The following is a 26628-nucleotide window of genomic DNA, read 5'->3' on the forward strand; positions in this document are numbered from 1 at the left end:
TCATCGCAATTGCGCCAGCGCGGCCAGCGCCACAACAGCGAGCATCGAAACCGCCATGGCGATATTGATCAGCAAATGACTGCGTTCGCTGAGATTGAGGCGGTGCAGATAAACCCCGGCACTCAGCCATAGCAGATGGATCGGAATCCAGATTGCATTCATGACGAGAAATTTCGACAGGGTTTCCAGCAGCAGATTGTCGGGCAGGAACGGAAACCCGGTAAACAGCGCGGTATTCACCGCATAGGCTTTGGGGTTGATCGCCTGCAGCGCCAGACCGCCGAGAAAACCGGGCGGCTTTTCTGACCGGATGAAAGCGATCCTTGTGCCGGACAGCGCGATTTTCAGTGCCAGATAAAGCAGATAGGCGGCCGATGCATAGAGCAACACACTGCGGATCACGGGAACGGACAGCACAATCGCCGCCATGCCGCTGACCACTGCCACAGATACCAGATTGGTACCGACAAACAGGCCCGCAACATAGCGCAGGCCCGGCTTGTAGCCAAAGCCTGAGCCGACACCGGCGGTGGACAGGACGCCCGGGCCGGGCGTGATGATGAGAAAAAATACGGCAGCGATGAATGTCAGCATAAAGCCGTCTTAAGCTGCCTTGACAGGTCGATCAATCCGAAGATTTCATTTCGCCATGGCTCGACAATCATAAATCGTGCTCTACTATAGCCTGTGGGGCCGTGCACTGATGATGCTGAACAAAGCAGGAGTGCTGCAAATGTTTTTAAACCGCCTGTTGACCACCACAATCGCCTTTGCAGGGTTTGTTCTGGCTGCTGCCGTATTTTCCGGCAGTGCGGCACAGGCCCGGCCGAATACAACCGATTACAGCTGTTCTGGAGTGCGGGACTTCATTGACCAGCGCGGCACGGTTGTGATGAACACCAAGAACCGGTTCGTCTACCGCAAATTCTACGCGCCGCACTATCAGTGTTCGTTTTCGACCATCCACACACCCTATGATGTGCCGACGAAAAGCGGGATGTGCACCCTGTTTATTTGCCGTGAACCGCGCGATCTGATGTTTGATCGATTTAACTAATGCGCAGATGCAAAACCGGTCGTCGGGGACGAAAACCAGATCGTTTCATGGGTAGCTGGACCGATCTGAAACGGATGCAGCGCATTTGACACTGACGGTTTCACGTCAGCAATCCGGCGTGACGTAGCCGGACAGCCATGATTTTGATTTCTCAGCACAGTCTTGTATAGAGCCGTGCACCTGTTCCGTGCGGAACGGCAAGGATAGGAATTGACATGCCATCGACGTCGCAAGCCGCGCCACCCGCAGCAACCCGTAGTCCGGAGCGCAGCCGCCGATCTATCCTCAAGGCCGCCACCGGGGAATTTGTCAGCCATGGCTTTTCCGGGGCCAGTGTCAATGAGATCGCGTCACGCGCAGCGATCAACAAGCGCATGCTCTACCATTATTTCGGCAACAAGGAGGAGTTGTTCCTGGCCGTGCTGGAAGCGGCCTATGAGCGCATCCGCACCGGCGAGCGAACCCTTAAACTGGATCATCTGCAACCGATGCAGGCAATCGAGGCGCTGGTCAGGTTCAGCTATGATCATTTCGTCAAACATCCGGATTTTCTGGCGCTGCTCAACATTGAAAACCTGTATCAGGCCGGGCATCTGAAAAAATCCGCCAAGGTGCAGCAAATGCATTCTCCACTGGTGGGGCAGATCCAGGATGTGCTGAAACGTGGCCAGAGCGAGGGCGTGTTGCGCATCGGCGTTGATCCGGTCGAGCTGTATATCACCATCGCTTCGCTGAGCTTTTTCCACCTGTCCAACCGCTACACGCTGTCGGTTATTTTCAACCGCGAACTGGCAACCCCGGAGGCGCTGTCCCTGCGCCGCGATCATGTTGTCGCTGTCGTCACCGGCTTTCTGCGCGCCTGAGACAGTTCTGCCTGACACCTCCGCCTGAGACTTTGGCATGACACTTCCAAGTGACACTTCTGTCTGCCTTTTCCCGTCTTGACACCCGTAGTTCTTGGCCCCTATTGTAACCAGATGGTTACTTATCACCGGGGCAGAGCCGGTCAGGAGCGGGAATTATGACAGACAGCAATACCAGCGAGCCCCGTAAACTGGGCATCATCATGCATGGTGTTACCGGACGGATGGGCCTCAACCAACATCTCATCCGGTCGATTCTGGCGATCCGCGCCGATGGCGGCGTGGTGCTGTCGGATGGCAGCCGCGTCATGCCGGACCCGATTCTTGTGGGCCGCAATGCCGCCAAGATTGCCCGCCTTGCGGCCGAACATGGAATTGAGCGCCACACGGATGATCTTGATGCGGCATTGGCGAATCCCGGCGACACGGTTTTCTTTGATGCCGGCACAACCCAGATGCGGCTCGGGCTGCTGGAAAAGGCAATTGCTGCTGGCAAACATGTCTATTGCGAAAAGCCGATTGCTGATGACATGCAGGCCGCTTTGCGCGTTGCCCGATTGGCGCAGGCATCGGGAATCAAGCATGGCGTGGTGCAGGACAAGCTGTTCCTGCCCGGTCTGCGCAAGCTGCAGCGGCTGATCGACAGCGGTTTCTTCGGACGCATTCTCTCGGTGCGCGGTGAATTCGGCTACTGGGTTTTCGAAGGCGACAATCTGCCGGCTCAGCGCCCATCGTGGAACTACCGCCAGGCCCAGGGTGGCGGCATCATTCTGGATATGCTGTGCCACTGGCGCTATGTGCTCGACAATCTGTTTGGCGAAGTGCGCGCTGTGTCCTGCATGGGCGCGACGCACATCCCGGAACGCTGGGATGAAAACGGCAAGCCCTACAAAGCCGACGCCGACGATGCCGCCTATGCCACTTTCGAGCTGGAAGGCGGCGTGATCGCACATATAAATTCTTCCTGGACGGTGCGGGTGCGCCGCGACGATCTCGTGACCTTCCAGGTCGATGGTACGGAAGGTTCCGCTGTGGCCGGGCTGACCGACTGCTGGACCCAGCACCGCGCCAACACACCGAAACCGGTATGGAGCCCGGACGTGCCGCAGACCATCGATTTTTACGAAACATGGTCGAAGGTTCCCGACAACGAGACCTATGCCAATGGTTTCCGGGTTCAGTGGGAACAGTTTATCCGCCATGTGGTTGAGGATGCGCCTTGGCGATACGGCCTGATGGAAGGCGTCAAGGGGGTCCAACTGGCCGAACTGGGTCTGGCAAGCTGGCGCGAGCGCCGCTGGCTTGATGTGCCGGAGATTGGCGCATGACGGTAACGCTGACCCTTCCGGCACGGTCCGGCAAATCTGAAAGCTACACAATGGGCGCGCCGCTGGCGCTTCCGGTGTCCGGCACGATGAAATTCAACAGAATCGCCTACGCGGCAGCCCATGTGGTTTCTGACCCGCTGGCCGATAATGATCCGTTCCTCACGCCTGCGATCGACTGGGACCGGACCATTTCCTTTCGCGAGCATCTCTGGGATCTTGGACTTGGCGTGGCCGAAGCGATGGATACGGCGCAGCGCGGCATGGGCCTTGGCTGGGCTGAGGCGCAAGAGCTGATTTCACGCGCGCTGGCCGCTGCCCGCAGCCGTGACAATGCTCTGATCGCGTGTGGCGCAGGTACGGATCATCTGCAGCCCGGACCCGATGTCACGCTGGACCACATTCTGCGCGCCTACGAAGAGCAGGTCGGTTTTGTCGAAGGCGAGGGCGGGCGCATCATCCTGATGGCGTCACGTGCACTGGCGCAGGCGGCAAAGGGACCGGATGATTATGTCCGTATTTATGACCGCGTGCTGTCACAGGTGCGCGAACCGGTGATCATTCACTGGCTCGGCGAGATGTTCGACCCGGCTCTGGAAGGCTACTGGGGTGCCGCCGATCATGACGAGGCGATGAATACCTGTCTCGAGGTGCTCGCCGCCCATGCCGCGAAAATTGACGGCATCAAGATTTCGCTGCTGTCGAAAGACAAGGAAATCGCCATGCGGCGCCGGCTTCCCCAAGGCGTTCGCATGTATACCGGTGACGACTTCAATTATCCTGATCTGATCGCCGGGGATGAGCACGGCTATTCCGATGCGCTGCTGGGCATTTTCGACGCCATCGCTCCGGCGGCTTCCGCCGCACTTGCCGCCCTTGGCAATGATGACAGGCAGCGCTTTCACAACATTCTGGCACCGACAATTGCCCTGTCCCGACACATTTTCGCTGCGCCGACGCGGTTTTACAAAACCGGTGTCGTGTTCATTGCCTATCTCAACGGCTTGCAGGACCATTTCACCATGGTTGGCGGCCAGGAAGGTGCCCGCTCCACTTTGCATCTGGCAGAGCTGTTCCGGCTGGCTGACAAGGCCGGTATTCTGCTGGATCCGGAGCGCGCGGCGCAGCGCATGCAGCGTGTTCTTGCTGTCAGGGGGCTGGCATGAGCGCGGCGCTGGGCGGACGCGGCGGCCTTTCGATCAATCTTGCTACCATCCGTGAACAATGCGACATGAGCGAAGCGGTGGATGCCTGTCTGCGCCACTCCATCAGCGCGATCTCGCCATGGCGCGATCAGATTGCGGCCATCGGCCTCGACACGGCGGCGCGCCTGGTGCGCGAGCATGATCTTACGGTTACCGGTGTCTGCCGGGGCGGCATGTTCACCGCTTCTGACGCGGCTGGGCGCCGCGCCGCGATTGACGATAATATGCGCGCCATTGATGAGGCCGCCAGTCTCAACGCGGATTGCTTGGTGCTGGTGGTCGGTGGATTGCCGGATGGCTCCCGCGACATTGCCGGTGCGCGGCAGATGGTGACAGACGGCATCGGCGCAGTGCTCGATCATGCCCGTGCCGCCGCCGTTCCGCTTGCCATCGAACCGCTGCATCCGATGTATGCCGCCGATCGCTGCTGCGTCAACACGCTCAGTCAGGCGCTTGACATGTGCGATACACTCGCGCCCGGCAATGGCGGCGATTTGGGCCTCGCCATCGACGCCTATCATGTCTGGTGGGACCCCGAGCTTGCCGCTCAGATCGCCCGTGCCGGCCGGGAGGGCCGCATCCTTGCACATCATATCTGCGACTGGCTGGTGCCGACCCAAGATCTGTTGCTCGATCGCGGCATGATGGGGGACGGGATTATCGATCTGTCGGGCTTTCGCGACATGATTGAAAAGGCTGGATTCAGCGGTCATCAGGAAGTCGAGATTTTCTCAGCAGAAAACTGGTGGAAGCGTGATGCCGACCTTGTGCTGGAAACATGTATAGCCCGCTACCGCGCAATTTAGGAGGAAACCATGCCCCCAGGAATCACAACAGGCAATACGACTGGTAACACAGTAGGCAGGGGCCCATTTGCCGATGAGGCGGCGCTGGAAAAAGCGCTTGCCCTCCCTGACGATGCGCTGCGTGCCGACATGGCCAAAGTGCCCGGCGATCTGATTTTACTCGGCGCCGGCGGCAAAATGGGGCCGAGCCTTGCCCGTCTCGCCCGCAACGCCATGGCGGACGAACACAAGGTCATCGCCGTGGCCCGGTTTTCCGAAACCGGTTTGCGCGACGAACTGGAGCGTGACGGCATTGAAACCATCAAAGCCGATCTGCTCGACCGCGATGCGGTGGCCGGCCTGCCGGAGGCGGCCAATGTGATGTTCATGGCAGGCCGAAAATTCGGCTCGTCAGGCGCGGAGCATCTGACATGGGCGATGAATGCGCTGTGTCCTGCGCTGGTCGCGGAACGCTATGCTTCGGCGCGCATTGTCGCATTTTCGACCGGATGCGTCTATCCGTTCTGGCCGGTTGATGCGGCCTCCGGCCCGACAGAGGAGGTCGCGCCCAATCCGCCGCCGGGGGATTATGCCTGGTCCTGCGTTGCGCGAGAGCGAATGTTTGAACATATGAGCGTGGTGCATCAGACCCCGGGGCGGCTGTTCCGGCTGAATTATGCCATCGATGTGCGTTACGGTGTGCTCCATGATCTCGCCCAAAAAGTGCTGGCCGGAGAACCGGTCGACGTCTCGATGGGTCATGTCACGGTGATCTGGCAACGCGATGCCAATGCCCGTGCCTTGCGCAGTCTGGCGTTGGCCACCACACCGACCAGCCCGATCAATGTCACCGGTGCCGAAGTGGTCCGGGTGCGCGCCATCGCCGAGGCTTTTGCCAGTCGTTTCGGCAAGCCGGCGCAGATCACCGGCGAGGAGGCACTGACCGCCTGGCTGAATGATGCCAGCGCATCGATGCAGGCGTTCGGCCCGCTGACGGTGTCACTGGAGGACATGATTGACTGGCAGGCGGACTGGCTGTTGCAGGGTGGCAGGAGCCTTGACAAGCCGACCCATTTTGAAGCCCGCGACGGAAAGTACTGACACCATGAAGATCGCCGACCTTCCCTCCAATGTGCGTGAGTTGATATCTGGCGGCACGGCAATTCCGGCGCATCCGCTGGCGCTGAATGCCAGCCGCGAGCTTGACCGGCGGCGGCAGCGGGCGCTATCGCGCTATTATATCGATGCGGGCAGTGGCGGCCTGGCTGTGGGCGTGCACACAACCCAGTTTGAAATCCGCGAGGCCGGCCTTTATCAACCGGTGCTGGAACTGGCCGCGCAAAGCGCCGCCGACTGGACCGACCGCCCGCTTGCCATGATCGCCGGTGTTGCCGGCAGAACCGCGCAGGCGGTGGCGGAAGCCAAAACCGCAGCGGCGCTTGGCTATCACGCAGCCCTGGTCAGCCCCGCACCCTTCCGCGATGCCAGCGAAGGCGAGTTGATCGACCATTGCAGCGCTGTTGCCGCAGTGATGCCGATCATCGGTTTCTATCTGCAAACGGCCGTCGGCGGCCGTGCGCTGTCGGTGGATTTCTGGCGACGGTTCGCTTCCCTCGATAATGTCCTGGCCATCAAGATCGCACCATTTCACCGCCATCGCACGCTTGACGTGGTGCGCGGCGTCATTGCTGCGCAGGCCGAGGACCGCGTCGCGCTCTATACCGGCAATGATGATCATATTGTCGCCGATCTGCTGATGCCTTTTGCACACAGGCGTAATGGCGAGGACGTCACCATTCGCATTGTCGGTGGCCTGCTGGGACAATGGTCGGTCTGGACCAAAGCAGCTGTCGATCTGCACGCCAGATGCCGCGCCGCAGTGGCCGGTGATGCCGATGTGCCTGCGGCGCTGCTCGCGCTGGACGCGCAGATGACGGATATCAACGCGGCCGTGTTTGATGTCGCCAATGATTTTGCCGGGGTCATCGCCGGCTGCCATGAGATCCTGCGCCGCCAGGGCTTGCTTGAAGGCATCTGGTGCCTTGATCCGCAGGAAAGCCTCTCACCGGGACAGGCGGAGGAGCTGACGCGCGTTACTAAAGATTATCCGCACCTGACCGATGATTCCTTTGTTGCCCTGCATCTGGATCGCTGGTTGAATGATTAAACAGGTGCCGGAGCATTTATGCGGAAGGCACGCTTGACACAGCGGGGTCACCGCTTCATTCTGCAATAACCAGCTGGTTACTTGCGTGCGACAAGACGCGCAGACCGGCTCTTGTCATTTAACAGGAGGACATTTCGCATGAGCATCAAGACCCTGACAGGGCTGTTTCTGGGGGCTGGTTTTGCCCTTGGCGTATCAGCCGCCGGCACTGCGGTAGCGCAGGAATGGACGCCGGAAAAACCCATCAATATTATCGTTCCATGGTCAGCGGGCGGCTCCACCGACCAAGTCACGCGCATTGTTGCAGCCGAGCTGGAAAAAGCTCTTGGCGGAACCGTTGTGGTTCAAAACCAGCCCGGTGCATCCGGTTCAATCGGTTCGAAGAGTGCGCTGGATTCCGACCCTGACGGCTATACCTGGACGGCGGGCGCTGCGCAGGATCTTGGCACCTACAAGGTTCTGGGAATGCTCGACACCTCGATCGAGGACTGGAACCTGTATCTCGACGTTGCCAATGTTGCCGTCATCGGCGTCAATGCGGATTCGCCGTATCAGACCATGGACGACATGCTGCAGGCCATGAAGGACGATCCACAGTCTGTGACAGTGGCCACAGCCGGGCTCAACTCAGGTGGCCACAATGCCATTGAAGCGATCAAGAAGGCTGCAGGTGGCGACTACAAACATGTCACTTATGATGGTGGTAATCCGGCCGTCATTGCCACTGTATCGGGCGAAACCATGGCGACAACACAACTTGCCGTGGAACAGGCCGAAATGATCCGCGCCAAGAGAATCCGTCCCCTTGCAGTGCTCAATGCGGAGCCACTGATACTGGAAGGCTATGGCGAGATTCCGCCGATCACCGATTTCGTCAAAGATGTCCCGATTGCACCGAACTATTTCGGCATCTTCGTGCCGAAAACCGCTCCTGCCGAAGTGGTGGCCGCGCTCGACAAGGTCTGGGCTGGTGATATTGCCAACAGCCAGGCGCTCAAGGACTATGCCGCCAATCGCGGCGCGGTCTTCGCACCATTTTACGGTGACGACGCGCAGAAGCGCGTGCTGCCTGCCATTCAGAACAATGCATATCTGTTGTTTGATGGCGGCAAGGCCAAGGTCGATCCTGCTAGTGTAGGTATTACTCGGCCGGAATAAGATTGGCAGACAGACAGAACGCCCCGACGGATAGGCATTATCCGCCGGGGCCGGTTTCATTGCAGCGGGAGATGTTTCGGCGACATGATCGACAATGGCATGATCGACAACAATGGCACGACGGTCGCGGAAGAATCGCCTGATAATGCCCAGCAACCTACAAGAGCAGATGCCTGGACCGGCATATTCTTTGTCATCTTCGGTCTGCTCATCGCTTTCGAATCCTGGCGGATGCCGCGCATGGAGGAATTTGGTTCCAGTATCTGGTCCGCACCCGGTGTCGTTCCCGGCATGATCGGTCTCTCCCTCACCACGATGGGTGCATTCCTGTTCCTGCGCGCCCGCCAGGCCATCGGCCTGGCACCGCCACCACGTGAACCGGGCACGGTTCGGCGTCTACTGATTACACTGCTGCTGTGTATCGGGTTCGCCTATGTGGCAGTGGGACTCATTCCGTTCGTTCTCGCCGCATTTCTGTTTCTCTTCAGTTTTATCATGCTGTTTGACCGCGAAGATCGCCGGGTCGAAGGCAAGTCGCTTACCGGCCGGGCTCTGGCGAAGCGCGCCGCCCTGGCATTTGTCATTTCGGCAGTTGCAGCCTGGGGCATCACCACCGTCTTTGAAGACGTCTTTTACGTGCGTCTGCCGTGACCGGGCTGGGCTTTTTCGCCGATGCAATGGTGGCATTCCTGACCAGTCCGATGACGCTGTTCAATGTGGCCTGGGCAACATTTCTCGGCATTATTGTCGGTTCTCTGCCCGGTCTCACGGCGACGCTCGGCATTGCTCTGCTGACCACACTGACGTTCCGTATGGACGGAACCCAGGCCATCCTCATTCTGATCTGCATGTATGTCGGCGCAATTTATGGCGGCTCGCGGTCCGCGATCCTGCTGAACATTCCCGGAACACCGGCCAATGCGGCGACAGCGCTGGACGGCTTTCCCCTGGCGCGGGCAGGCAAGGCCGGGCAGGCGATGGGCATCGCCACGGCGGGCTCCTTCGCCGGCGGTGTCATCGGCATGCTGGCACTGGCGCTTGTCGCGCCGGTTCTGGGCGATTTTGCCCTGTCCTTCGGCTCTTACGAGTTTTTCTGGCTGGCGCTGTTCGGGGTCCTGATTTCCGGCCAGATCACGACGACAGGAGATTCGCTGAAAGGCTGGATCGCCGGATTCCTCGGACTGTTCGTTGCAATGATTGGGCAGGAAGGCATTCAGTCCTACCAGCGGTTCTCATACGGCTCGTCAGATCTGGCCGGAGGCATCGGCCTTCTACCGGCCCTTGTCGGCGCGTTCGGTTTTGCCGAAATCCTGACTGTCATGAAAGCGCGGGGCTTCCAGTCCGTGCGCGACGCATCGGACCGGATCCTGCCGCGCCTCAGCGATGTCTGGCGTTATAAGCGGACCATTGTCCGCTCGGGTCTGATCGGTACTTTCATGGGGCTGTTGCCGGGTGTCGGCGAGGATATGGGCGCGTGGATGTCCTATGCCGCCGCCAAGCGCGCCAGCAAGGTCAAGGAAACCTTCGGCAAGGGCTCGCTCGACGGTCTGATGGCCGCTGAAACCGGTAATAACGCTGCCGTGCCCGGAGCCATCATACCGGTGCTGACACTGGCCGTGCCCGGCTCCGCGCCCGCTGCCGTGCTGCTGGCCGCGATGTTCATTCACGGCATCCGCCCCGGGCCGATGATCATGATCGAGTCTCCCGCCTTCGTATTCCAGGTCGTGGCGATGGTCGCAATGGCGATGATTGCCATGCTCATCATCGGATTGCTGCTCACCCGTCCGCTGCTGTTGGTGCTGGCAGTGCCGCGCGCTTACCTGATGCCGATCATCTTCACGCTCTGCACAATCGGCTCGTTTGCCATCGCTGGCCGGGTTTTCGACATTCAGGTCATGCTGGCCTTTGGTATTTTGGGATTTGCACTGCGCGAGATGAACTATCCGATGGCACCGCTGGTGCTTGGCATCGTGCTGGGCGATCTTCTGGACAAGAGCTTCCGCCGTGGAATGACCCTCTCGGATGGTGACTTTGTCGCTTTCATCACCCGGCCCATCTCGGCGTTTCTGGCGCTTGCCTGCCTGCTGATGCTGCTTGGCGCAGTTCCTGCGCTGCGTCGACGTGTCGCCGCCATGGCGGCTTCGTTGCGCGCACGCCTGACAGGAAAAACATCATGAAGATTGCGCTTTGCAACGAGGTGATCCGCGATTGGGAGATCGGCAGACAGGCTGCCTTCGCAGCGGCGCTGGGTTATGACGGTCTCGAAATCGCGCCCTTTACGCTCAACAAAAATGGGCCGCGCGCGCTGAATGAGGCGGCATTGTTGCGCATTCGCAAGACCGTCGAGGCAGAAGGAATTGAAGTCTCCGGACTTCACTGGCTGCTGGTTGCACCGGACGGCTTGTCGATCACCGATGCCGCTGCAGACATAAAGCAGCGCACACGGGACACCATCGAAGCGCTGGTCACAATGTGCGCGACACTGGGCGGTGCCTATCTGATCCACGGATCTCCGGCCCAGCGTGTTCTGCCAGACGATGATGAAGCAGCTGCCCGCGCTCGCGCCCTTGATCATTTCCGCCTTGCGGCAGATGCGGCAAGCAAGGCCGGCGTGAATTATCTGCTGGAGCCTCTGTCATCGGCCCAGACCGCTTATGTCAATACGCTTGATGAGGCCGCTGCCATTGTCGGCGCTGTCGGCAATGCGCATTTTTCCGCCATGATCGACTGCTGCTCGGCAGCGCAGGCGGAGACAGCGCCGATCCCCGAGCTGCTGTCCCGGCATCTGCCCACCGGCCTGATCCGTCATGTCCATTTCAACGATCCCAATCTGCGCGGTCCGGGTCAGGGGAAGCTGGATTTCCTGCCGATTGTGCAGCGTTTGACCGAACTGGAATATGATGGCTGGATCGGCGTTGAACCGTTCGATTACGTGCCGGACGGGCCGGCCGCCGCCGCCCGTGCTATCGGCACCATCCGAGCGCTGGAGCAGGCCGCCACATCCGGACGGACCCAATGAGCCAGAATAGTCCTGCCGTCGAAGTGCGCGAAGTTGAACTGTTTGAACGGCCCGTCACCCTGCGGCTGCCATTCAAGTTCGGCGCAGTGACGCTGCGGGAGACGCCGCAACTTTTCGTGCGCGCTCGTATTGCCTGCGGAACCGGCGAGGAAATCGGAGTTTCGGCCGAATTGCTGGCACCGAAATGGTTCGACAAGAACCCGGATCTGTCCAATGAGGACAATTTCGAGCAGTTGCGCACCTCGATGCGAATTGCTGCAGACCTCTACCAAGAGGCAGGGCGTTTCTCCTCCGCCTTTGCCTTGCACGCGGGCCTGCAGGCGGCTCATTATGCCGCCTGCACCCGCAACAATCTTAACGGGCTGATTGCTTCATATGGCACGGCTTTGATGGACCGCGCAGTGCTCGACGCGCTTTGCCGGTCGCAGGGCCAGTCGATTTTTCAGGCGGTTCAGAGCAATCTGCCGGGCATTGATGCTGCCACCACGCCGGATTTGTACGGAACCGACATCGCAGCGCATTTGCGTGCGCTGCCCGCGCCCGAACGGATTGATGTGCGCCATACGGTCGGCATGGCAGATGCGATTACCGAGGCTGAGCTGACCAGCCGGGTTGATGATGGATTGCCGGAAAGCCTGGAAGCCGTCATTGCCCGCTACGGCCATCGCTATTTCAAACTGAAGGTCGGCGGCGATACCAGCGCCGACATTGAGCGCCTTGGCCAAATTGCCGAATTGCTCGACCGCAGCACAGCAGATTACCGCGTCAGCCTCGATGGAAACGAGCAGTTTGCCGATGCAGCAGCCGTGGTTGACTGGATTGATGCGGTCGAAAGCGTGCCTGCGCTGGCCCGGTTATGGGCCTCAACGCTCTATCTGGAGCAACCCATTGCACGGGCACAGGCGTTGGAGCAGCCGGTCCACGCCATCGCCGCCCGCAAAGCTGTCGCGATTGATGAATCCGAAAGCCATGTCGGCGTCTTCCCAGTGGCCCGCGCCTTTGGCTATCGCGGCATCTCGTCGAAATCCTGCAAGGGCTTTTACCGTGCCATTCTCAATGCGGTGCGCGCACGCCAGTGGAATGCGGCCGGCAGCGGCGGCGATTACTTCATCATCGCCGAGGATCTGACCACCCAGCCCGGCATTTCCGTGCAACAGGATTTTGCCCTGGCAGCGCTGACCGGTGCCACTCATGTGGAGCGCAACGGCCACCATTATGTCCACGGTTTCGGCGACGCGCCGCTGGCAGAGCAACAGCGATTTGCCAAGGCCCATGGCGATCTTTACGCCACCGGTGCGGACGGACGGGTACGGCTGAAGATCGAGAATGGCTCCGTATCGCTGAAATCACTGCACGGGCCCGGTCTGGCAGTTGCGGCGTATCCGGATTGGGATGAATTGAGCGCGGTCAGTCAGCCAATCTGAAACGTCTGTTCTCCCCTTAAAAAGACCCGGTGCGTGGCGGGCCGGGATCGATAGCGGCAACGGTGTGGTCGAAGCTTTCGGCGAGCAGTGCCTGGCGGATTTCCGCGTGATCCGGATCGAGCCAGAGATTGTCATGCTCCCACGGATCGGCATCCAGATCAAACAGCTCGCCCTTGCCGGTGCCGTGATAGACCACAAGCTTGTAGCGCTCGGTGCGCCACATGGTGGCCCGGCTGTGATGCGGCAGATCGAGCGCGTCGTAGAATTCGCAGCGAACACCGCTGCGCTCAACGGTTGCGCCATTGGCAAGGGTTGAGCGCAGCGACAGGCCCTGCATGCGCTCCATCGGTTCCAGTCCGGCAAGGTCCAGCAGGGTGGGCGCAATATCGGTCAGTTCAACCAGATCATCGCGCACCACATTGGCCTCGATATGGCCGGGCCAGCTCCAGATCATCGGCACCCGCACCAGCCCCTCATAGAAGCGGCAGCCTTTGAGAATGAGGCCGTGATCGCCCAGCGTTTCGCCATGATCGGAGGTGAATACCACGATCGTGTTTTCCGCCTGGCCGCTGTCTTCCAGCGCATCCAGTATGCGGCCCAACTGATCATCAATCAACCGGATCATCGCATAATAGGCGCTGATCAGGGTTTGCGCGTCGCGCTCGCCCGCAGTTTCGGCCCCCGGATTATCCGGGTCCGGCGCAGGATCGACCGGCAGGACCGGGTTGGGAATATCCAGCGCATCCGGGTGCTGCGCATGTGACTGAAAATCGATAGTTTCGAGATATTTCTGCTGTTCCAGATCTTCAGGAATATAGTGTGGACCGGGTAGCGATTGCGGCGGGAACATCTCGCGATACTGTTTGGGAGGATTGAACGGCGGATGCGGATCATAGACATTGACGCTTAAGAACCAGGGGCGCGGATCTTTGCGCGCGGCAAATTCTATGCTGCGCTCTGCCGCCCAGGTCGACTGGTGAAACTCGGCCGGCACCCCGTCAATATCCATGCTGAGTTCGGCCAGATTGCCGCCCTTCTGTTTCACCCAGTCAGCATAATCATGACCTTCTTTCCATGCATCGCGCGGCGCATGGCTGTAGTAAAACTCGCTGTAACCATCTTCGACACGCGGTTCAACGCCTTTGAAGGCCGACGCCAGATGCAGCTTGCCGACATTGCCGCAGCGATATCCTGCATCGGCCAGAATTTTTGGCAACAGCGGAAACCGGTCAGCAAAATAGGCGTTTCCGTTGCGGCTGGCACCAATCGTCGAGGGATACATGCCGGTCAGAAAACTCGACCGGCTGGGTGTGCAGATCGGCGCCTGGCAATAGGCCCTTGTAAACGCGGTCCCGGAGGCGCAAAGCCGGTCAAGGTTCGGCGTGGAAATATGCTCGTTACCAAGAGCGGCAATTGTATCGAATCTCTGTTGATCGGTGCAGAACCACAGAATATTCGGTTTCTCTTTTGTTGCCATAGGACAGGTCCCGCAGGTCGAAGGTTTTGGTCGCCAGCGCAGCAGAAAGAGTGCTTTTTCCCGGCAAGGATTTGTACCAAAAAACTACCCATTAATACATTGATTTGCAACGATAAAAGAACGTTTTAACTGCTTTAGTCGGAGCTGATGAATAGACTGGAAAGAAGCTATGGATTAGGCTTCGTCTCCACCTTCTGCCTGGTTACAATTCCGCCGCACGGAAGCGCTGGCAAACCGGTGGAAGAACAAGGGGTAAAAACGGCAATGACGAACCCGGTTTCTCTGATGCGCTTTCTGGAAATCGCGCAAAAGGGGTCAATGCGCAAGGCGGCGGAGTTTCTCAACATCAGTCAACCGGCTTTAAGCCAGAGCCTGCGCGAACTGGAGCTGGAAATCGGGTTTCAGCTTTTCGAGCGCACACCGCGCGGATTAAGCATTACCCCGGAGGGCCGGCAGCTCGCGGTCTATGCAAAAGTTCTGTCCAATGACATGGCCCTGCTGAAGGATGCCGTGATCGCGATTCGCGAACGCCGCGATGTCGCCCTGAGAATTGGCGCATCTGCCAGCGTCACCACCAGGCCGCATTGAAGAAGAAGGGCGTTGCCTATCTGTCGGATCAAAAATGGGTGACGATGGTGCGGTCAACTGAATTGAAGGAGCGCTTTGAAAACTTTTTCAACAGTGGCGAGATTGAGCGTCTGGAAGTGGTGGGTCCTCCTGCAACAAGAATTACCAAAGCTGGCCATTAGCGCAAATAATAATAATAGAAGAGGTGATAGGCTGTATCTATCAGATTGGCTGTCTGGAAAAGCGCTTCATCGCGAGATCACGCATCAACCCGGCCGGATATTCCGATATGTTCAAATGCTGCTCCGGTTTGCCGCTCTGGCGGGAAGCAGGGCTGCCAGTAGCCCAAGCCCAGTCAGCAGCAGGGTCGAGACCGCATTCCAGCCGGCAAAGGACAGGCCGAGAAAGCGCCCGGCGGCCTCGGTGCAACTGACAAGCCGTACGGTTTCGAGCTGTGCCAGAAGCGTGCTGGTGTCGTCCGATTGCATGGCATTGCCGCCGCAATCCGATGGGCCCGCCCAGAATTCCCATTCCGCACCGGCGTGATAGACCGCCAGATACAGACTATAGGCGATGATCACGGCAAACCCGAAAAACAGCAGGCGCGAAAAATTCAATTGCGGCCTGAAGCGCAGCACCAGCAGCGCTGCCAGCAGCACCGGAATGCCGGCATAATAGGGCACGCGCTGCTGCAGACACAGCGCACAGGGAATATAGCCGCCGATCAGCTGGAAGGCCCACGCCCCGCCAATCGCTGCCAGCGCCACAATCAGCGCCAGCAGGCCAAGGCGCATCCGGGTTTGGGCGGTTGTATCGGAGCCGGTTATTTCGGTCATTGTCATAAAATCCTCAGATCACATAGCGGGCCAGCACGAAGCCGCCGATCAATATTGCCAGCGAGGCGGTGAAAACCAGGCCGAGGCGCTTTTCCACAAAGGCCCGCACCGGCGGGCCGAACACGTAAATCAGTCCGGCCACGGCAAAAAACCGGATGCCGCGGGCGACAATACTGGTGATGATAAACACCGGCAGCGCCAGCCCGGTTGCTCCTGAGGCAATGGTGATGACCTTGAAGGGAAACGGTGTCAGCCCGGCAATCAGCACCACCCACAGGCCCCAGTCATTATAGCGCAGGGCAAATTCGTCGAACTTGTCGGCATAGCCGTAAAATCCCAGGATCGGCTGTGCCACCGCCTCAAACAGCAGTGCGCCGATGGCATAGCCCAGCAGCGCGCCCAGCACCGAGGCAATGGTGCATAACAACGCATACCACCAGGCTTTGCGCCGATCGGCCAGCACCATTGGCACCAGCAGCACATCCGGCGGAATCGGAAACACCGAGCTTTCAATGAACGAGACGCAGGACAGCGCCCAGGCCGCATTTTTCTGTGCAGCAAGGGCCATGGTCCAGTCATAGAGCCGGCGCAGGGGAGAGGGTGTAACATCTGTCATGGCGCTGCTGTATCAAACGTCACGGCGCAAAGAAAGACCCTTGTGCAGCACCGCCACTTTCGGTTAATCAGTGCCCACCAGTTGCACGAACTGCGCGAGGCCCCCTTGGCGGAACTGGTAGACGCGCGGGATTCAAAATCCCGTTCCTTCGGGAGTCCCGGTTCGATTCCGGGAGGGGGCACCATCGGCTATTACAGCTACATCCCAATACGTCCGATAAACGCTTGTGTCTACTGGGTTTTCACACGCCCTGTTGACCACTGCTTGTATATCAGCAGCGTCTATGGGCCTGATTTGGGCTTTGCCTATCGGAAGATTTTTCGGCTTCTTGTTTGGCGTCACTAATCCAGTTTGTATTCGCCCGTTTAATCAAGTGCTATTTGATCGAGGTTTCGAGTTGTGGGGAAGCAATAAACCAAGCTTGAACCTTGCAATGAGCGGGTGCTCAACCGGCATTCGGATCAAATGACTGCCACGTCGGCGGCACATGGCGCATACTGCGTGTGCGCCAGCTCGAGCGCGCCAGTGCTTGAATCAATTCGGAAGCACTCAACGCAGTCAGCGTCCTGGCTCGCCACAAGCAGAAACCCGCCACTTGGGTCCAGCGTGAGATTTCGGGCATTTGAGTGTGCCGTAAGCGCGTGTCGGCTGGAAAAGGTCAGCATACCATTGGCAGGGTCCACGGTGAACACAGCGATGCTCTGGTCGACCCGGCAGATATAGTAATAATGTGATCCACTGGCCGACAAACAGCCTTCGGCACCCCAGAAATCTGCCATGCCGAAATTCTCCGGATGGTCGCGGCCCTCGAAGCTGTCCGGATAGCAGTCTGTGGACTGTATGGGAACCAGTCCCTTCTCATCGTCAACAGCGCATACGACGACGGTGCCATCAAGCTCGCAATTTACATAGGCCACCCGCAGTGAGCGGTGGAAGTTGATGCCGCGCGGACCGCACCCCGCAGCCAGCGCCACGTCACCCTGCGGCGTCAGATCTCCGCTCGCCGGGTCAAGCATGTACTGGTGGACCTTATCCGTACCCAGATCCATTGCGTACACCCGGTTCGTTTGGGGATCGCCGTGGATGCCGTGTGGGTGAGGCGTCGACTGACGCAGGGGATGCGGCCCCGCGCCTTCATGGTCTGGCCGCGCTGTTACCTTGCCGATCATTCCAGTATCGGGGTCGAAAGGCAGCACCGAGATGCCACCCTCCCAATATCTGGTCACCAGCAGAAACCGCCCGGTACGGTCAAAGGCTGCACACGTGTTTCCCCGACCACCGGTTGACTGGGTGCATATCTTTTCAAGCGAACCATCAGGCAGTATCCGATACGATGTCACAAATCCGACACCGCTTGGCGTGCCCGTGTGGTGGGAAAGCTCATGTGTGGCAACCAGAAAGCGCTGGTTTGGGTGAACCTCCAGCCATGTCGGTGAATCCTGCTTCGTAACTTTGCCGGTTGGGGACAGTGAGCCATCGGCACTGTTGAATGAAAAGCAGAGAATGCCTTCGCCGGGATTGTTTGAACCGACCCATCCAAGCTGCCCGGGCGCAAACCCTGAATAGCATCCAACGAAAGCGTAGTGCTGCGACATTTGTCATCTCCTCAGTGGAAACGGTTCATCTGGTTGGCTTCATTATGCAGTGCGCTTGCAGGGTTGCAAGCGCATGACTTGGAGATCATCAGGTGCTTCCTTCCATTGAATGGACGGAAGCACCATGGACCCTGACAGGAAACAGGTACGCGCAAGCAAGCGTCTTCTCTAAAAGGGTGGAGTGTAAGTGGGCCTCTGTTCAAAGCTGTCTGTCGGTTTCGACTAAGTGTATGAGTATCGGGGTATCATTGGGGGTATGTATGAAAACCTTATATAAATAACATTATAAAATCATATACATAATCACTTAATATGAGTGCGGGAGGCGCCATCGGCTCGTTTGAGAGCGTCCAGATTTTCCAGTTATTCCCGTCCTCGATATTGGTTGCCGACGGTAATCATGGGTTGACACCATCGTGGCGGCAACATCATTGAACCACTTGCTGTCGGAGTGGAAAGAACCGGGGAATTATATGTACGAAAATGCCTTCAACCAGATCGAGAAAGATCTGCGCGCCGAGGAAGGCGTTGCCAATGAGCTGGACTATGTAGAGCAGATTTCCTGGGTTCTGTTTCTGAAATATCTGCACGATCTGGAAACCGAACGCCGGGATCGCGCGGAACTGAAGGGCGATAGCTACGCCCCGATCATCAATGGAGTTTTCAGCTGGGATCAGTGGGCCGCACCTCAAAAAGACGGCGCATTCGATCACAATACCGCACATATCGGCGATGATCTGGTTGATTTTGTTGACCGGGAGTTGTTTCCCTATCTCGCGGCTTTCCGTCAATCGGCGACGGGGCCTCAGACGATTGAATACAAGATCGGTGAAATCTTTACCGAACTGCGCAACAAGTTCCGGTCCGGCTACATATTACGCGACGTGCTGCAGATCCTTGATGCCATGTCCTTCAACACACAGGCCCAGCGCCACGAATTGTCGCAGCTTTACGAGACCCGCATCCGCCGCATGGGCAACGCGGGGCGTAATGGCGGTGAGTATTACACGCCCCGCCCGCTGATCCGCGCCATGATCAAGGTCACCGATCCGAAGATCGGAGAAACCATCTATGATGGCGCTGTCGGCTCGGCCGGCTTCCTCTGTGAAGCCTATAACTACATGCGCACAGGCAATTTGTCGGCGTCGGATTTTGAGACCCTGCAAACCCGCACCTTCCATGGCCAGGAAAAGAAGGGTCTCGCCTATATTATCGGCATCATGAACATGGTCCTGCACGGCATCGAGGCCCCGAACCTTGTCCACGCCAACACGCTGAATGAAAACGTGATGGATATTCAGGAAAAGGACCGCCACGACATCATTCTTGCCAATCCGCCATTCGGTGGCGGAGAGCGGCGCGAGGTGCAGCAGAATTTCCCGATCCGCACTGGCGAGACCGCCTATCTGTTCCTGCAGCATTTCATCCGCAAGCTGCGCGCCGGGGGCCGGGCCGCAATCGTGATCAAGAACACCTTCCTCAGCAATACCGACAATGCCAGCGTGGCGTTGCGCCGCGAACTGCTGGAGGCGGCAGAACTGCATACCATCCTAGATTGCCCGCAAGGCACGTTTCAGGGCGCGGGCGTCAAGACCGTGGTACTGTTCTTTGAAAAGGGCGCAGCGACACGGGATATCTGGTTTTACCAGCTTGATCCGGGGCGGAGTTTGGGCAAAACCAACCCGCTGAACGATGACGACCTGGCAGAATTCGTTGAACTGCAGCGCCGCCGCGCGAATGGTCCGAAAAGCTGGATCATCAATCGCGCCGAACTGGACGAGGCCACCTGTGACCTTTCGGTGAAAAACCCCAACGCACCCGAAGTAGCGGCGTTGCGCGCTCCCGAAGAGATCATCGCCGACATGCTGGTGCGGGATGCAGAGACGGCGGAGATTCTGAAGAACATCCGGGGGATGCTGTGAAGGCTGGTTGGGATGTCAGACCGCTGGAACATTGCCTTGATCGGTTCCGCGTTCCCGCAAAAATACAGCGAAAACAATTTCGCAATGCCGGCACCTTTCCGATTGTGTCGCAAGAGGCTGATTTCATTAATGGCTATTGGGACGAGGCGGCGGACGTTTGTGTGCTGGATCGCCCAGTCGTTATCTTTGGAGATCACACCCAAGTTCTGAAATATGTGGATTTTGACTTTGTGGTGGGCGCAGATGGCGTCAAAGTGCTTGCGCCGAAACCTTTTATAGACGCCAAGTACCTATACTACTTCGTCATGGCCAATCGCGCTCCATCTCTCGGATACGCGCGCCACTATCGCCATGTGAAGGAATTAGCGATCAGCTATCCAGACCCGGAAGAACAACAGCGGATTGTTGCGGTTCTGGACGAGGCCTTCGAGGGTCTGGCCCGCGCCCGCGCCCATGCCGAAGCCAACCTCCAAAACGCGCGGGAGTTGTTTGATAGCGCAATCGACCACGTCTTTGGAAAAGCGTCTGAATGGCCCTCACCACAGATTTCTAGTCTCGGCGAGGTATTTGACGGCCCGCATGCAACGCCTAAAACGGTTGATGATGGACCTCTATTTCTTGGAATTTCGTCGCTCGTAGATGGCCGAATTGAATTAACAAAGACGCGCCACGTCACCGAAGAGAACTTCGCGAAGTGGACGAGGCGTATAACGCCCAGACCAAGAGATGTCGTGTTCTCCTACGAGACGCGGCTTGGACAAGTCGGCATAATTCCCGCCGGAATGAGGTGCTGTCTCGGTAGGCGGATGGGCCTAATCCGATTGAACCCTGCATTGATTGACCCTGAGTATTTTGTTCTTTGCTATCTATCTCCTCATTTCCAGAACTTCCTTAGAAGCAAGACCATCAAAGGAGCAACAGTCGATAGACTCTCAATCAAGGACTTTCCTCAGTTCTTGTTCCCGACACCGTCGCAAGATCAGCAAGCCGAAATCGTATCGCGAGTTCATGCGATTAGGAACTTACATGACAATCTTCTCAAAAACGCCAAATTCAAACTCCAAGACCTCGACGACCTCCGCCAATCCCTGTTGCAGAAAGCCTTTGCGGGCGAACTGACCTGAGCCGCGCATTTTGCCTCCAAAAACGCAGCACTTGATTTGGTAATGCATCTGCATTACCTTCGCTCAATTGTCGCAATAAAACGGCGAAGGAATCCGACATGGTTGCACCTGCAAAAATTACGCCTGTGCAGGAAGTTTCAAAGCTGACGGATCGCTATCAGACAACGGTGCCCCGTGGTGTGCGCAAGCTGCTTAATCTGCGCAAGGGCGATCAGCTTTGTTATCGCCATGACGCGGATGGGCGCGTCTATCTCGAAGCGGCTGGCCCGGCGGAAGGCGACCCGGCGCTGGGGGCGTTTCTGAACCTGCTGGAAGCCGATATTACAGCGCATCCCGAGCGCCTTACCGCTTTCGACGGTGGCCTGCGGAACCGCTTGCAGGCGCTTGTCGGCGGCAGTGATGTCGATCTTGACGCCGCTCTGTCCCCTGATGACGAATGACCGGCCAGCAAGCGGCGATTGTCGTCAATGGCTGGTCTATCTATGCGCATCCGGTTTTTCTCGATCAGCTTGAAGGTCTGATCGGGGAGGTTGAAGAGAAAAAACGCCGTGTCCCGAAAACCTATCTGAAAAAGAATTGCGCCAAACGACTGGCGGCGATCAGCAAGCTTGTAACCGAAGTGATCCCTGCAAACCCGGCAGATGCCAGGTTTCGTCAGGGCCATACGCTGGGGGCCGATAAGAAACACTGGTTTCGCGCCAAATTCTTTCAACAATACAGATTGTTCTTCCGCTTTGACGCCGGGGCCGAAATCATCGTTCTGGCCTGGGTCAATGATGAAAAGACCTTGCGGGCCTATGGCAGCAGGACGGATGCCTATGCCACGTTTAAAGGCATGCTCGATAGCGGAAACCCGCCCGATGATTTCAATATTCTGCTGAACCAAGCTAAGGTTGCGACGACGCGGTTTGATCAGACGTTTAAAGACACCTAATCCGAGATTTGTATGAGCCACCACGACGAAACAGAAGCCGACACCCGCGCCGAACGCATTGACCCGGTCCTGGCGGCGGCGGGCTGGGGGCAGAACGGATCAATGGTGCGGCGCGAAGTCATCTGTCCGGGCCGCATCCAGTCGGGCGGCACGCGCGGCAGGGGATTGTCTGCCGATTATGTTCTGATCCACAAGGGCCAGAAACTGGCGGTGCTGGAGGCCAAGCGCGCAGGCATCAGCCACCGCAATGGGGTTGCACAAGCCAAGGACTACGCCACAAGGCTGGGGTCGCGCTTTGCCTATGCCACCAACGGGCTGGAGTGGTACCAGATCAACATGAGCACCGGGTCGGAAGGGGAGATGGCCTTGCCCTTTCCCACGCCCGATGAGTTGTGGGACCGCACCTTCGCCGACCGGAATGCCTGGCGCGACCGGTTCGGGGCGGTGGATTTCGAGACGGATGGCGGCAAGTGGGAGCTGCGCTACTACCAGCACAAGGCGATCACGGCGGCGCTGGAAGCCGTGGCCAAAGGTGACCGGCGCATTCTGCTGACGCTGGCCACCGGCACCGGCAAGACCTCCATCGCGTTCCAGATTGCGTGGAAACTGTTTCAGGCCAAATGGAACCTGTCCGGCGAGCCGCTGCGCCGCCCCCGCATCCTGTTCCTCGCGGACCGCAACATTCTGGCGGATCAGGCGTATAATGCCTTTTCCGCCTTCCCCAACGACGCGGTGACCCGGATCGACCCTGACACGATCCGCAAGAACAGTGGCAGACCGCCAAAGAATGCCAGCCTGTTCTTCACCATTTTCCAGACCTTCATGACCGGCGAAGGCGCGCCGGTATACAAGGATTATCCCGGCGACTTCTTCGATTTCATCGTGATTGACGAATGCCATCGCGGCGGCGCAAATGACGAGAGCGAATGGCGCAGATTGCTGGAATATTTTGAGCCTGCTGTACAGTTGGGACTGACCGCAACGCCAAAGCGGAAAAACAATGTCGACACCTATGCCTATTTTGGCGAGCCGGTCTACACCTATGCGCTGCGTGATGGCATTGAAGACGGCTACCTGACACCCTTCAAGGTGCGCCAGATGGCCAGCACGATCGACGCATATGTTTATGATGGCAGTGACAAGGTCATAGAAGGTGAAGTTGATCACGGCACGGGGTTTCTCGAGCCGGCCTTCAACAGAGAGATTATCATTCCTGAGCGCGAGGAAAGCCGCGTCCGGGAATTCATGGCGCAGATCAATCAGAAACAGAAGACGATTGTTTTTTGTTCCACCCAGGATCATGCGGCGGTGGTACGGGATCTGATCAACCAGTTGGCTGACAGTACAAATCCGCTGTATTGCGCGCGCGTCACTGCTGATGACGGGCAGATTGGCGAACAGCATCTGCGGGATTTTCAGGACAATGAAAAAACCATTCCGACTGTCCTGACGACGTCACAGAAGCTGTCGACCGGAGTTGATGCGCGCAACGTTCGGAACATTGTTCTGATGCGCCCGATCCGCTCCATGATCGAGTTTAAACAGATTATCGGGCGTGGCACCCGGACCTATGACGGCAAGGATTTCTTCACGATCTGGGATTTCGTGAAAGCCCATGAAAACTTCCAGGACCCTGAATGGGATGGTGAACCGGAGGAAACGATCATCAACCTTCCCGGGCCAGGTAAGGGAGCTGACACCGGGCCGGATGGTGTTCCCGATCCGGGCGATATTGAAACTGATGACGATGGAGCACCCGGGTCACCAAAGCGGCAAATGCTGGTCATATCCCTGTCCGACGGGCGTAAACATTCGATCCGGTACATCGCCACGACAACCTACTGGGATGCCGACGGACGACCGGTTTCCGCAGCACAGCTGCTGGAGCGTCTGTTCGGTGATTTATCCGGGCTGATTGGAGATGAAGATCAATTGAGACAGGTCTGGAGTGATCCGGATAACAGGCAGCATTTCCTGTCGCAGCTGCGGGACCATGGCTATGATCGGGACCGGCTGGATGATATTCGCCGGCTGATAGATGCGCAGGACAGCGATCTGTTTGACGTGCTGGGCTATATCTTGTTCACCACTGCGCCGATAACGCGGCACCAACGTGCCGATACTGTGCGCGAAACCGGGTTGAGCGATCCGAACCCGGAGATGCGGGACCTCCTCGTCAGGATACTGAAAGCCTATGAAGACCACGGCGAAAGCGAGTTGGCGACCACGAGACTGGAAAAGTTTCTGATCAGCAAATATGGCAGTGTGTCGGAGAGCAAAGCTCATCTGGGCGAGTTAGCCGCAATCCGGCAAGGCTTCATGACCATGCAGGCCAATTTGTACAGGCAAAGCGGGCCAGCAAAATAGAACAGCAATTTTCGATGTGAGTTTCAAACGGTACAGGCACCCGGCTTGCGCGCATTTGTTCTGAAAACTCTCGTTTTCGTTGCGTTGCCATGGTCTGCGCGCAATTGTGACGCTGCAAGGCCGGATTCAACAGACCCGACAAAAAAACTTTGGAACAAATTGCCGCATCCCGCTGTTTAAACGTCACACAGCAACACGGGAGAGACCTTGTGAACACTTCAACTGAGGCACAACAGGACAGCCAGGCAACATCCGCCGGCAAGGTGAAACAAAGCGCTGCCCAGGCTGCCGAACAACTCGCAGATAAAACGGAACGTGTGGCTTCAGACGCAATCCACACCGCCAAGACAAAGGCAGATGAAGAGGCGGTCAAGCGGCAGACGCAAATGCAGACCATCGTCCGCAAACTTGGCCGCGCCATTGATGCTGGCAGCGCCAGTCTTGAACGCGACGGAATGCCCGGAACGGCAGGATATGTGCGCGCAGCCGCCCGCGGGTTCGACCGCGCAGCCGATGAAGTCGACAGCTTCAACCCGCAAAATGTAACGTCGCGGGTCGAGAATTTTGTTCGGCAAAAGCCTCTGGTGGCCGCCGGGGTTCTGGCGGCAGCAGGATTTGCATTCGCAACTTTCCTCAACACCAGGTCCGGCAAATAACGGCGCGCCATTTTCAACAATCGGATTTATCATGACAAACACTTCAAACATTATCGAAACCGTAAGAGCGCTGATCAGCGACGCGACGTTGCTGATGCAGCAGGAAGCCCGTCTCGCCCGCGCTGAGGCTGGAGAGAAAATCGAGCAGATCCAGATCGGCATGGTGAGCATTGTCACCGGATTGCTGATCGCCTTCTGCGCCCTTCTGGTGCTGGTGCAAGCACTGGTCGTCGCTCTGGCTAACATCATGCCGGCATCGGTCGCCGCGCTGCTGGTGGGGGTCACACTCGCCGTCATCGCCTTTTTTGCTATCAAAACCGGAGCCGATCAGCTGAAGGCCAAAAACCTGATGCCGGAGAAAACAATACAATCCGTGCGCCAAAGCGCCGATACCATAAAGGATGCTGTATAATGGGACGCGAAACAGAAGCTATAGAAGACAACATCAAGCGTATCCAGAACCGTATGAGCGAGCGCGTGGACCATCTCACAGATGATCTGAGTCTGTCGTCCATTGCCTCGCGCGCTCTGGGCGCAAACGGTGAAAAACCTGGTGAACTTGTGGATGCCGCCATCAACAGCGTGCGCGAGCACCCGATTCCGGCAGCGCTGATCGGTATTGGTCTGGTCGGGCTTCTGGTCAGCCAGAAAGCCAGACCTGCGCAGAGCGCAGCCAATGTCCCGGTGCCATACAATGCGTCAGTAGCCGGCGCCAGGTCCAATTCCGACCCTGCTGACCGAGTCGCTTCTCATGTGGCAGACCTGTCATCGGAAGCCGGGCGGATCAAGGCTGCTGCCGGACAAAAGATCGACAGTGTTCAAAATGCTGCGCGCGATGCTGCCGGTAACGCCCGGAGCTATGCCAGTGAAAAGGCCGATGATTTGAAGCAGGCCTATTCCAGTGCCCGCTCCGGTATTGGCGCACAATCTGATCGCCTCAAGGAGCAGACCCGTGAGATCGGCGACACTCTTGCGCACCAGGCAGAGTCCATGAAACGCCATATCGAAGATGTGCCGAAACAGGTGCGCCAATCGACCACGAATGCCGCTGACTGGGCCAGAGAAAATCCGGTACCCGTCGGGCTGATGGCATTGGCTCTCGGCGCTGCTGCGGCGTCTTTCTTTACTGCAAAGAAAGCCACAGAATCTACCGACAGGCCTGACAATTCCTATCCTTCGCGTCGGCCCGCTGATGCACCTTATGCATCTGCCTCACCTGTGTCTGCTCCGGCCTACGCCGCGCCGACGCCGGTCAAGAGCAGTGCCGATCCAAAGCCAGCTCCGAAATCAGCCGCATCCCGTCAGAAGACCGTCGCGCAGAAGGCTTCTACTGCGACGCGGAAAAAACCGGCCACATCCAGAAAACCCGCCACCGGCACGTCAAATTCAGCAAAGTCCGGTCCGGCGACAACCGGAATCAGTCGTGGCGGTGCTCCCCGGCCTGACAGCGCATCACACGACTCGGCTTCGAAAAAGTCTGATGCCGTTACCGGCTTCAATACAAAATCCTAAGGAGACTGGAACATGCATA

27 protein-coding genes and 1 tRNA gene are annotated in these 26628 nt (G+C 58.0%); 23 read left to right on the plus strand and 5 right to left on the minus strand.

Translation table 11 applies throughout. The annotated features are described in order from the left end of the window. On the minus strand, positions 1 to 594 hold the full coding sequence (locus tag RAL88_RS13140) for a LysE family translocator (RefSeq protein WP_306264041.1): 594 nt from the start codon (positions 592 to 594) through the stop codon (positions 1 to 3). A gap of 139 nt (positions 595 to 733) precedes the next feature. On the opposite strand from RAL88_RS13140, the gene RAL88_RS13145 reads away from it, so the two are divergent. From RAL88_RS13145 to RAL88_RS13200, 12 genes are all read left to right on the plus strand, one after another. Beyond that, positions 734 to 1057 carry a hypothetical protein gene (locus tag RAL88_RS13145; RefSeq protein WP_306264043.1) on the plus strand — a complete coding sequence of 108 codons (324 nt, stop codon included), beginning with the start codon at positions 734 to 736 and terminating at the stop codon, positions 1055 to 1057. Positions 1058 to 1272: 215 nt separating this feature from the next. After that, positions 1273 to 1920 carry a TetR/AcrR family transcriptional regulator gene (locus RAL88_RS13150; RefSeq protein ID WP_306264045.1) on the plus strand — a complete coding sequence of 216 codons (648 nt, stop codon included), beginning with the start codon at positions 1273 to 1275 and terminating at the stop codon, positions 1918 to 1920. Positions 1921 to 2078: 158 nt separating this feature from the next. Next, positions 2079 to 3248 (plus strand): Gfo/Idh/MocA family protein, encoded by a 1170-nt coding sequence (locus RAL88_RS13155; RefSeq protein ID WP_306264047.1) that lies wholly within the window; start codon positions 2079 to 2081, stop codon positions 3246 to 3248. Next, entirely contained in the window at positions 3245 to 4411 is a 1167-nt protein-coding gene (locus RAL88_RS13160) for a dihydrodipicolinate synthase family protein (RefSeq protein ID WP_306264049.1), read from the plus strand. The genes RAL88_RS13155 and RAL88_RS13160 overlap by 4 nt, the downstream gene beginning before the upstream one ends. Beyond that, on the plus strand, positions 4408 to 5256 hold the full coding sequence (locus tag RAL88_RS13165; protein WP_306264051.1) for a sugar phosphate isomerase/epimerase: 849 nt from the start codon (positions 4408 to 4410) through the stop codon (positions 5254 to 5256). Before RAL88_RS13160 ends, RAL88_RS13165 begins: the two co-directional genes overlap by 4 nt. A gap of 9 nt (positions 5257 to 5265) precedes the next feature. Next, a complete protein-coding gene (locus RAL88_RS13170; RefSeq protein WP_306264052.1) occupies positions 5266 to 6336 on the plus strand; it encodes an NAD(P)-dependent oxidoreductase in 1071 nt (356 codons plus the stop codon). Between the two features lie 4 nt (positions 6337 to 6340). Beyond that, the gene (locus RAL88_RS13175) at positions 6341 to 7402 is read left to right on the plus strand and encodes a dihydrodipicolinate synthase family protein (RefSeq protein ID WP_306264053.1); all 1062 of its coding nucleotides are present in this window, start codon (positions 6341 to 6343) and stop codon (positions 7400 to 7402) included. Between the two features lie 138 nt (positions 7403 to 7540). Then, complete coding sequence (locus RAL88_RS13180; protein ID WP_306264054.1) at positions 7541 to 8560, plus strand: tripartite tricarboxylate transporter substrate binding protein; 1020 nt, start codon at positions 7541 to 7543, stop codon at positions 8558 to 8560. An 84-nt stretch (positions 8561 to 8644) separates the two neighbouring features. Continuing rightward, positions 8645 to 9211 (plus strand): tripartite tricarboxylate transporter TctB family protein, encoded by a 567-nt coding sequence (locus RAL88_RS13185; RefSeq protein ID WP_306264055.1) that lies wholly within the window; start codon positions 8645 to 8647, stop codon positions 9209 to 9211. After that, positions 9208 to 10737 (plus strand): tripartite tricarboxylate transporter permease, encoded by a 1530-nt coding sequence (locus RAL88_RS13190; protein WP_306264056.1) that lies wholly within the window; start codon positions 9208 to 9210, stop codon positions 10735 to 10737. Before RAL88_RS13185 ends, RAL88_RS13190 begins: the two co-directional genes overlap by 4 nt. Next, positions 10734 to 11579, plus strand: coding sequence for a sugar phosphate isomerase/epimerase (locus tag RAL88_RS13195; protein WP_306264057.1), 846 nt, complete (start codon positions 10734 to 10736; stop codon positions 11577 to 11579). Before RAL88_RS13190 ends, RAL88_RS13195 begins: the two co-directional genes overlap by 4 nt. Continuing rightward, complete coding sequence (locus RAL88_RS13200; RefSeq protein ID WP_306264058.1) at positions 11576 to 13003, plus strand: mandelate racemase; 1428 nt, start codon at positions 11576 to 11578, stop codon at positions 13001 to 13003. Before RAL88_RS13195 ends, RAL88_RS13200 begins: the two co-directional genes overlap by 4 nt. Before the next feature lie 16 nt (positions 13004 to 13019). On the opposite strand, the gene RAL88_RS13205 is transcribed toward RAL88_RS13200, so the two are convergent. Continuing rightward, complete coding sequence (locus tag RAL88_RS13205; protein ID WP_306264059.1) at positions 13020 to 14480, minus strand: sulfatase; 1461 nt, start codon at positions 14478 to 14480, stop codon at positions 13020 to 13022. Between the two features lie 264 nt (positions 14481 to 14744). Between RAL88_RS13205 and RAL88_RS13210 the strand changes: the two genes are divergently transcribed. Together RAL88_RS13210 and RAL88_RS13215 are read left to right on the plus strand one after the other, a co-directional pair. Then, a complete protein-coding gene (locus RAL88_RS13210) occupies positions 14745 to 15068 on the plus strand; it encodes a LysR family transcriptional regulator (protein ID WP_306264061.1) in 324 nt (107 codons plus the stop codon). Beyond that, positions 15065 to 15229, plus strand: a complete 165-nt coding sequence (locus RAL88_RS13215; protein ID WP_306264063.1) for a hypothetical protein — start codon at positions 15065 to 15067, stop codon at positions 15227 to 15229. The genes RAL88_RS13210 and RAL88_RS13215 overlap by 4 nt, the downstream gene beginning before the upstream one ends. Before the next feature lie 111 nt (positions 15230 to 15340). Here the strand turns inward: RAL88_RS13215 and RAL88_RS13220 are convergent, their stop codons facing one another. Together RAL88_RS13220 and RAL88_RS13225 are read right to left on the minus strand one after the other, a co-directional pair. Beyond that, entirely contained in the window at positions 15341 to 15889 is a 549-nt protein-coding gene (locus RAL88_RS13220) for a disulfide bond formation protein B (protein WP_306264065.1), read from the minus strand. 7 nt (positions 15890 to 15896) lie between these two features. After that, positions 15897 to 16499, minus strand: coding sequence for a YqaA family protein (locus RAL88_RS13225; RefSeq protein ID WP_306264067.1), 603 nt, complete (start codon positions 16497 to 16499; stop codon positions 15897 to 15899). 99 nt (positions 16500 to 16598) lie between these two features. Between RAL88_RS13225 and RAL88_RS13230 the strand changes: the two genes are divergently transcribed. Continuing rightward, a tRNA-Leu gene (locus tag RAL88_RS13230) sits at positions 16599 to 16683 on the plus strand. A 277-nt stretch (positions 16684 to 16960) separates the two neighbouring features. On the opposite strand, the gene RAL88_RS13235 is transcribed toward RAL88_RS13230, so the two are convergent. Beyond that, positions 16961 to 18094, minus strand: a complete 1134-nt coding sequence (locus RAL88_RS13235) for a lactonase family protein (RefSeq protein WP_306264069.1) — start codon at positions 18092 to 18094, stop codon at positions 16961 to 16963. 416 nt (positions 18095 to 18510) lie between these two features. Here RAL88_RS13235 and RAL88_RS13240 point away from each other — a divergent pair, with 416 nt between their 5' ends. From RAL88_RS13240 to RAL88_RS13275, 8 genes are all read left to right on the plus strand, one after another. Next, positions 18511 to 20016, plus strand: coding sequence for an N-6 DNA methylase (locus RAL88_RS13240; protein ID WP_306264070.1), 1506 nt, complete (start codon positions 18511 to 18513; stop codon positions 20014 to 20016). Next, a complete protein-coding gene (locus tag RAL88_RS13245; protein WP_306264072.1) occupies positions 20013 to 21140 on the plus strand; it encodes a restriction endonuclease subunit S in 1128 nt (375 codons plus the stop codon). Before RAL88_RS13240 ends, RAL88_RS13245 begins: the two co-directional genes overlap by 4 nt. Before the next feature lie 98 nt (positions 21141 to 21238). Continuing rightward, the gene (locus RAL88_RS13250; protein ID WP_306264073.1) at positions 21239 to 21580 is read left to right on the plus strand and encodes a type II toxin-antitoxin system PrlF family antitoxin; all 342 of its coding nucleotides are present in this window, start codon (positions 21239 to 21241) and stop codon (positions 21578 to 21580) included. Then, positions 21577 to 22074: a type II toxin-antitoxin system YhaV family toxin gene (locus RAL88_RS13255; protein WP_306264075.1), complete on the plus strand. Its 498-nt coding sequence runs from the start codon at positions 21577 to 21579 to the stop codon at positions 22072 to 22074. Before RAL88_RS13250 ends, RAL88_RS13255 begins: the two co-directional genes overlap by 4 nt. Before the next feature lie 12 nt (positions 22075 to 22086). Next, positions 22087 to 24441, plus strand: coding sequence for an EcoAI/FtnUII family type I restriction enzme subunit R (gene hsdR / locus RAL88_RS13260; protein WP_306264077.1), 2355 nt, complete (start codon positions 22087 to 22089; stop codon positions 24439 to 24441). A gap of 209 nt (positions 24442 to 24650) precedes the next feature. Beyond that, complete coding sequence (locus RAL88_RS13265) at positions 24651 to 25097, plus strand: hypothetical protein (RefSeq protein ID WP_306264079.1); 447 nt, start codon at positions 24651 to 24653, stop codon at positions 25095 to 25097. A gap of 31 nt (positions 25098 to 25128) precedes the next feature. Then, complete coding sequence (locus RAL88_RS13270; RefSeq protein WP_306264081.1) at positions 25129 to 25509, plus strand: phage holin family protein; 381 nt, start codon at positions 25129 to 25131, stop codon at positions 25507 to 25509. Next, positions 25509 to 26609, plus strand: a complete 1101-nt coding sequence (locus tag RAL88_RS13275) for a hypothetical protein (RefSeq protein ID WP_306264082.1) — start codon at positions 25509 to 25511, stop codon at positions 26607 to 26609. Before RAL88_RS13270 ends, RAL88_RS13275 begins: the two co-directional genes overlap by 1 nt. Positions 26610 to 26628 lie beyond the last annotated feature (19 nt).

Origin of the sequence: Pararhizobium sp. IMCC3301, assembly GCF_030758315.1 — a bacterium.
Classification (GTDB): domain Bacteria; phylum Pseudomonadota; class Alphaproteobacteria; order Rhizobiales.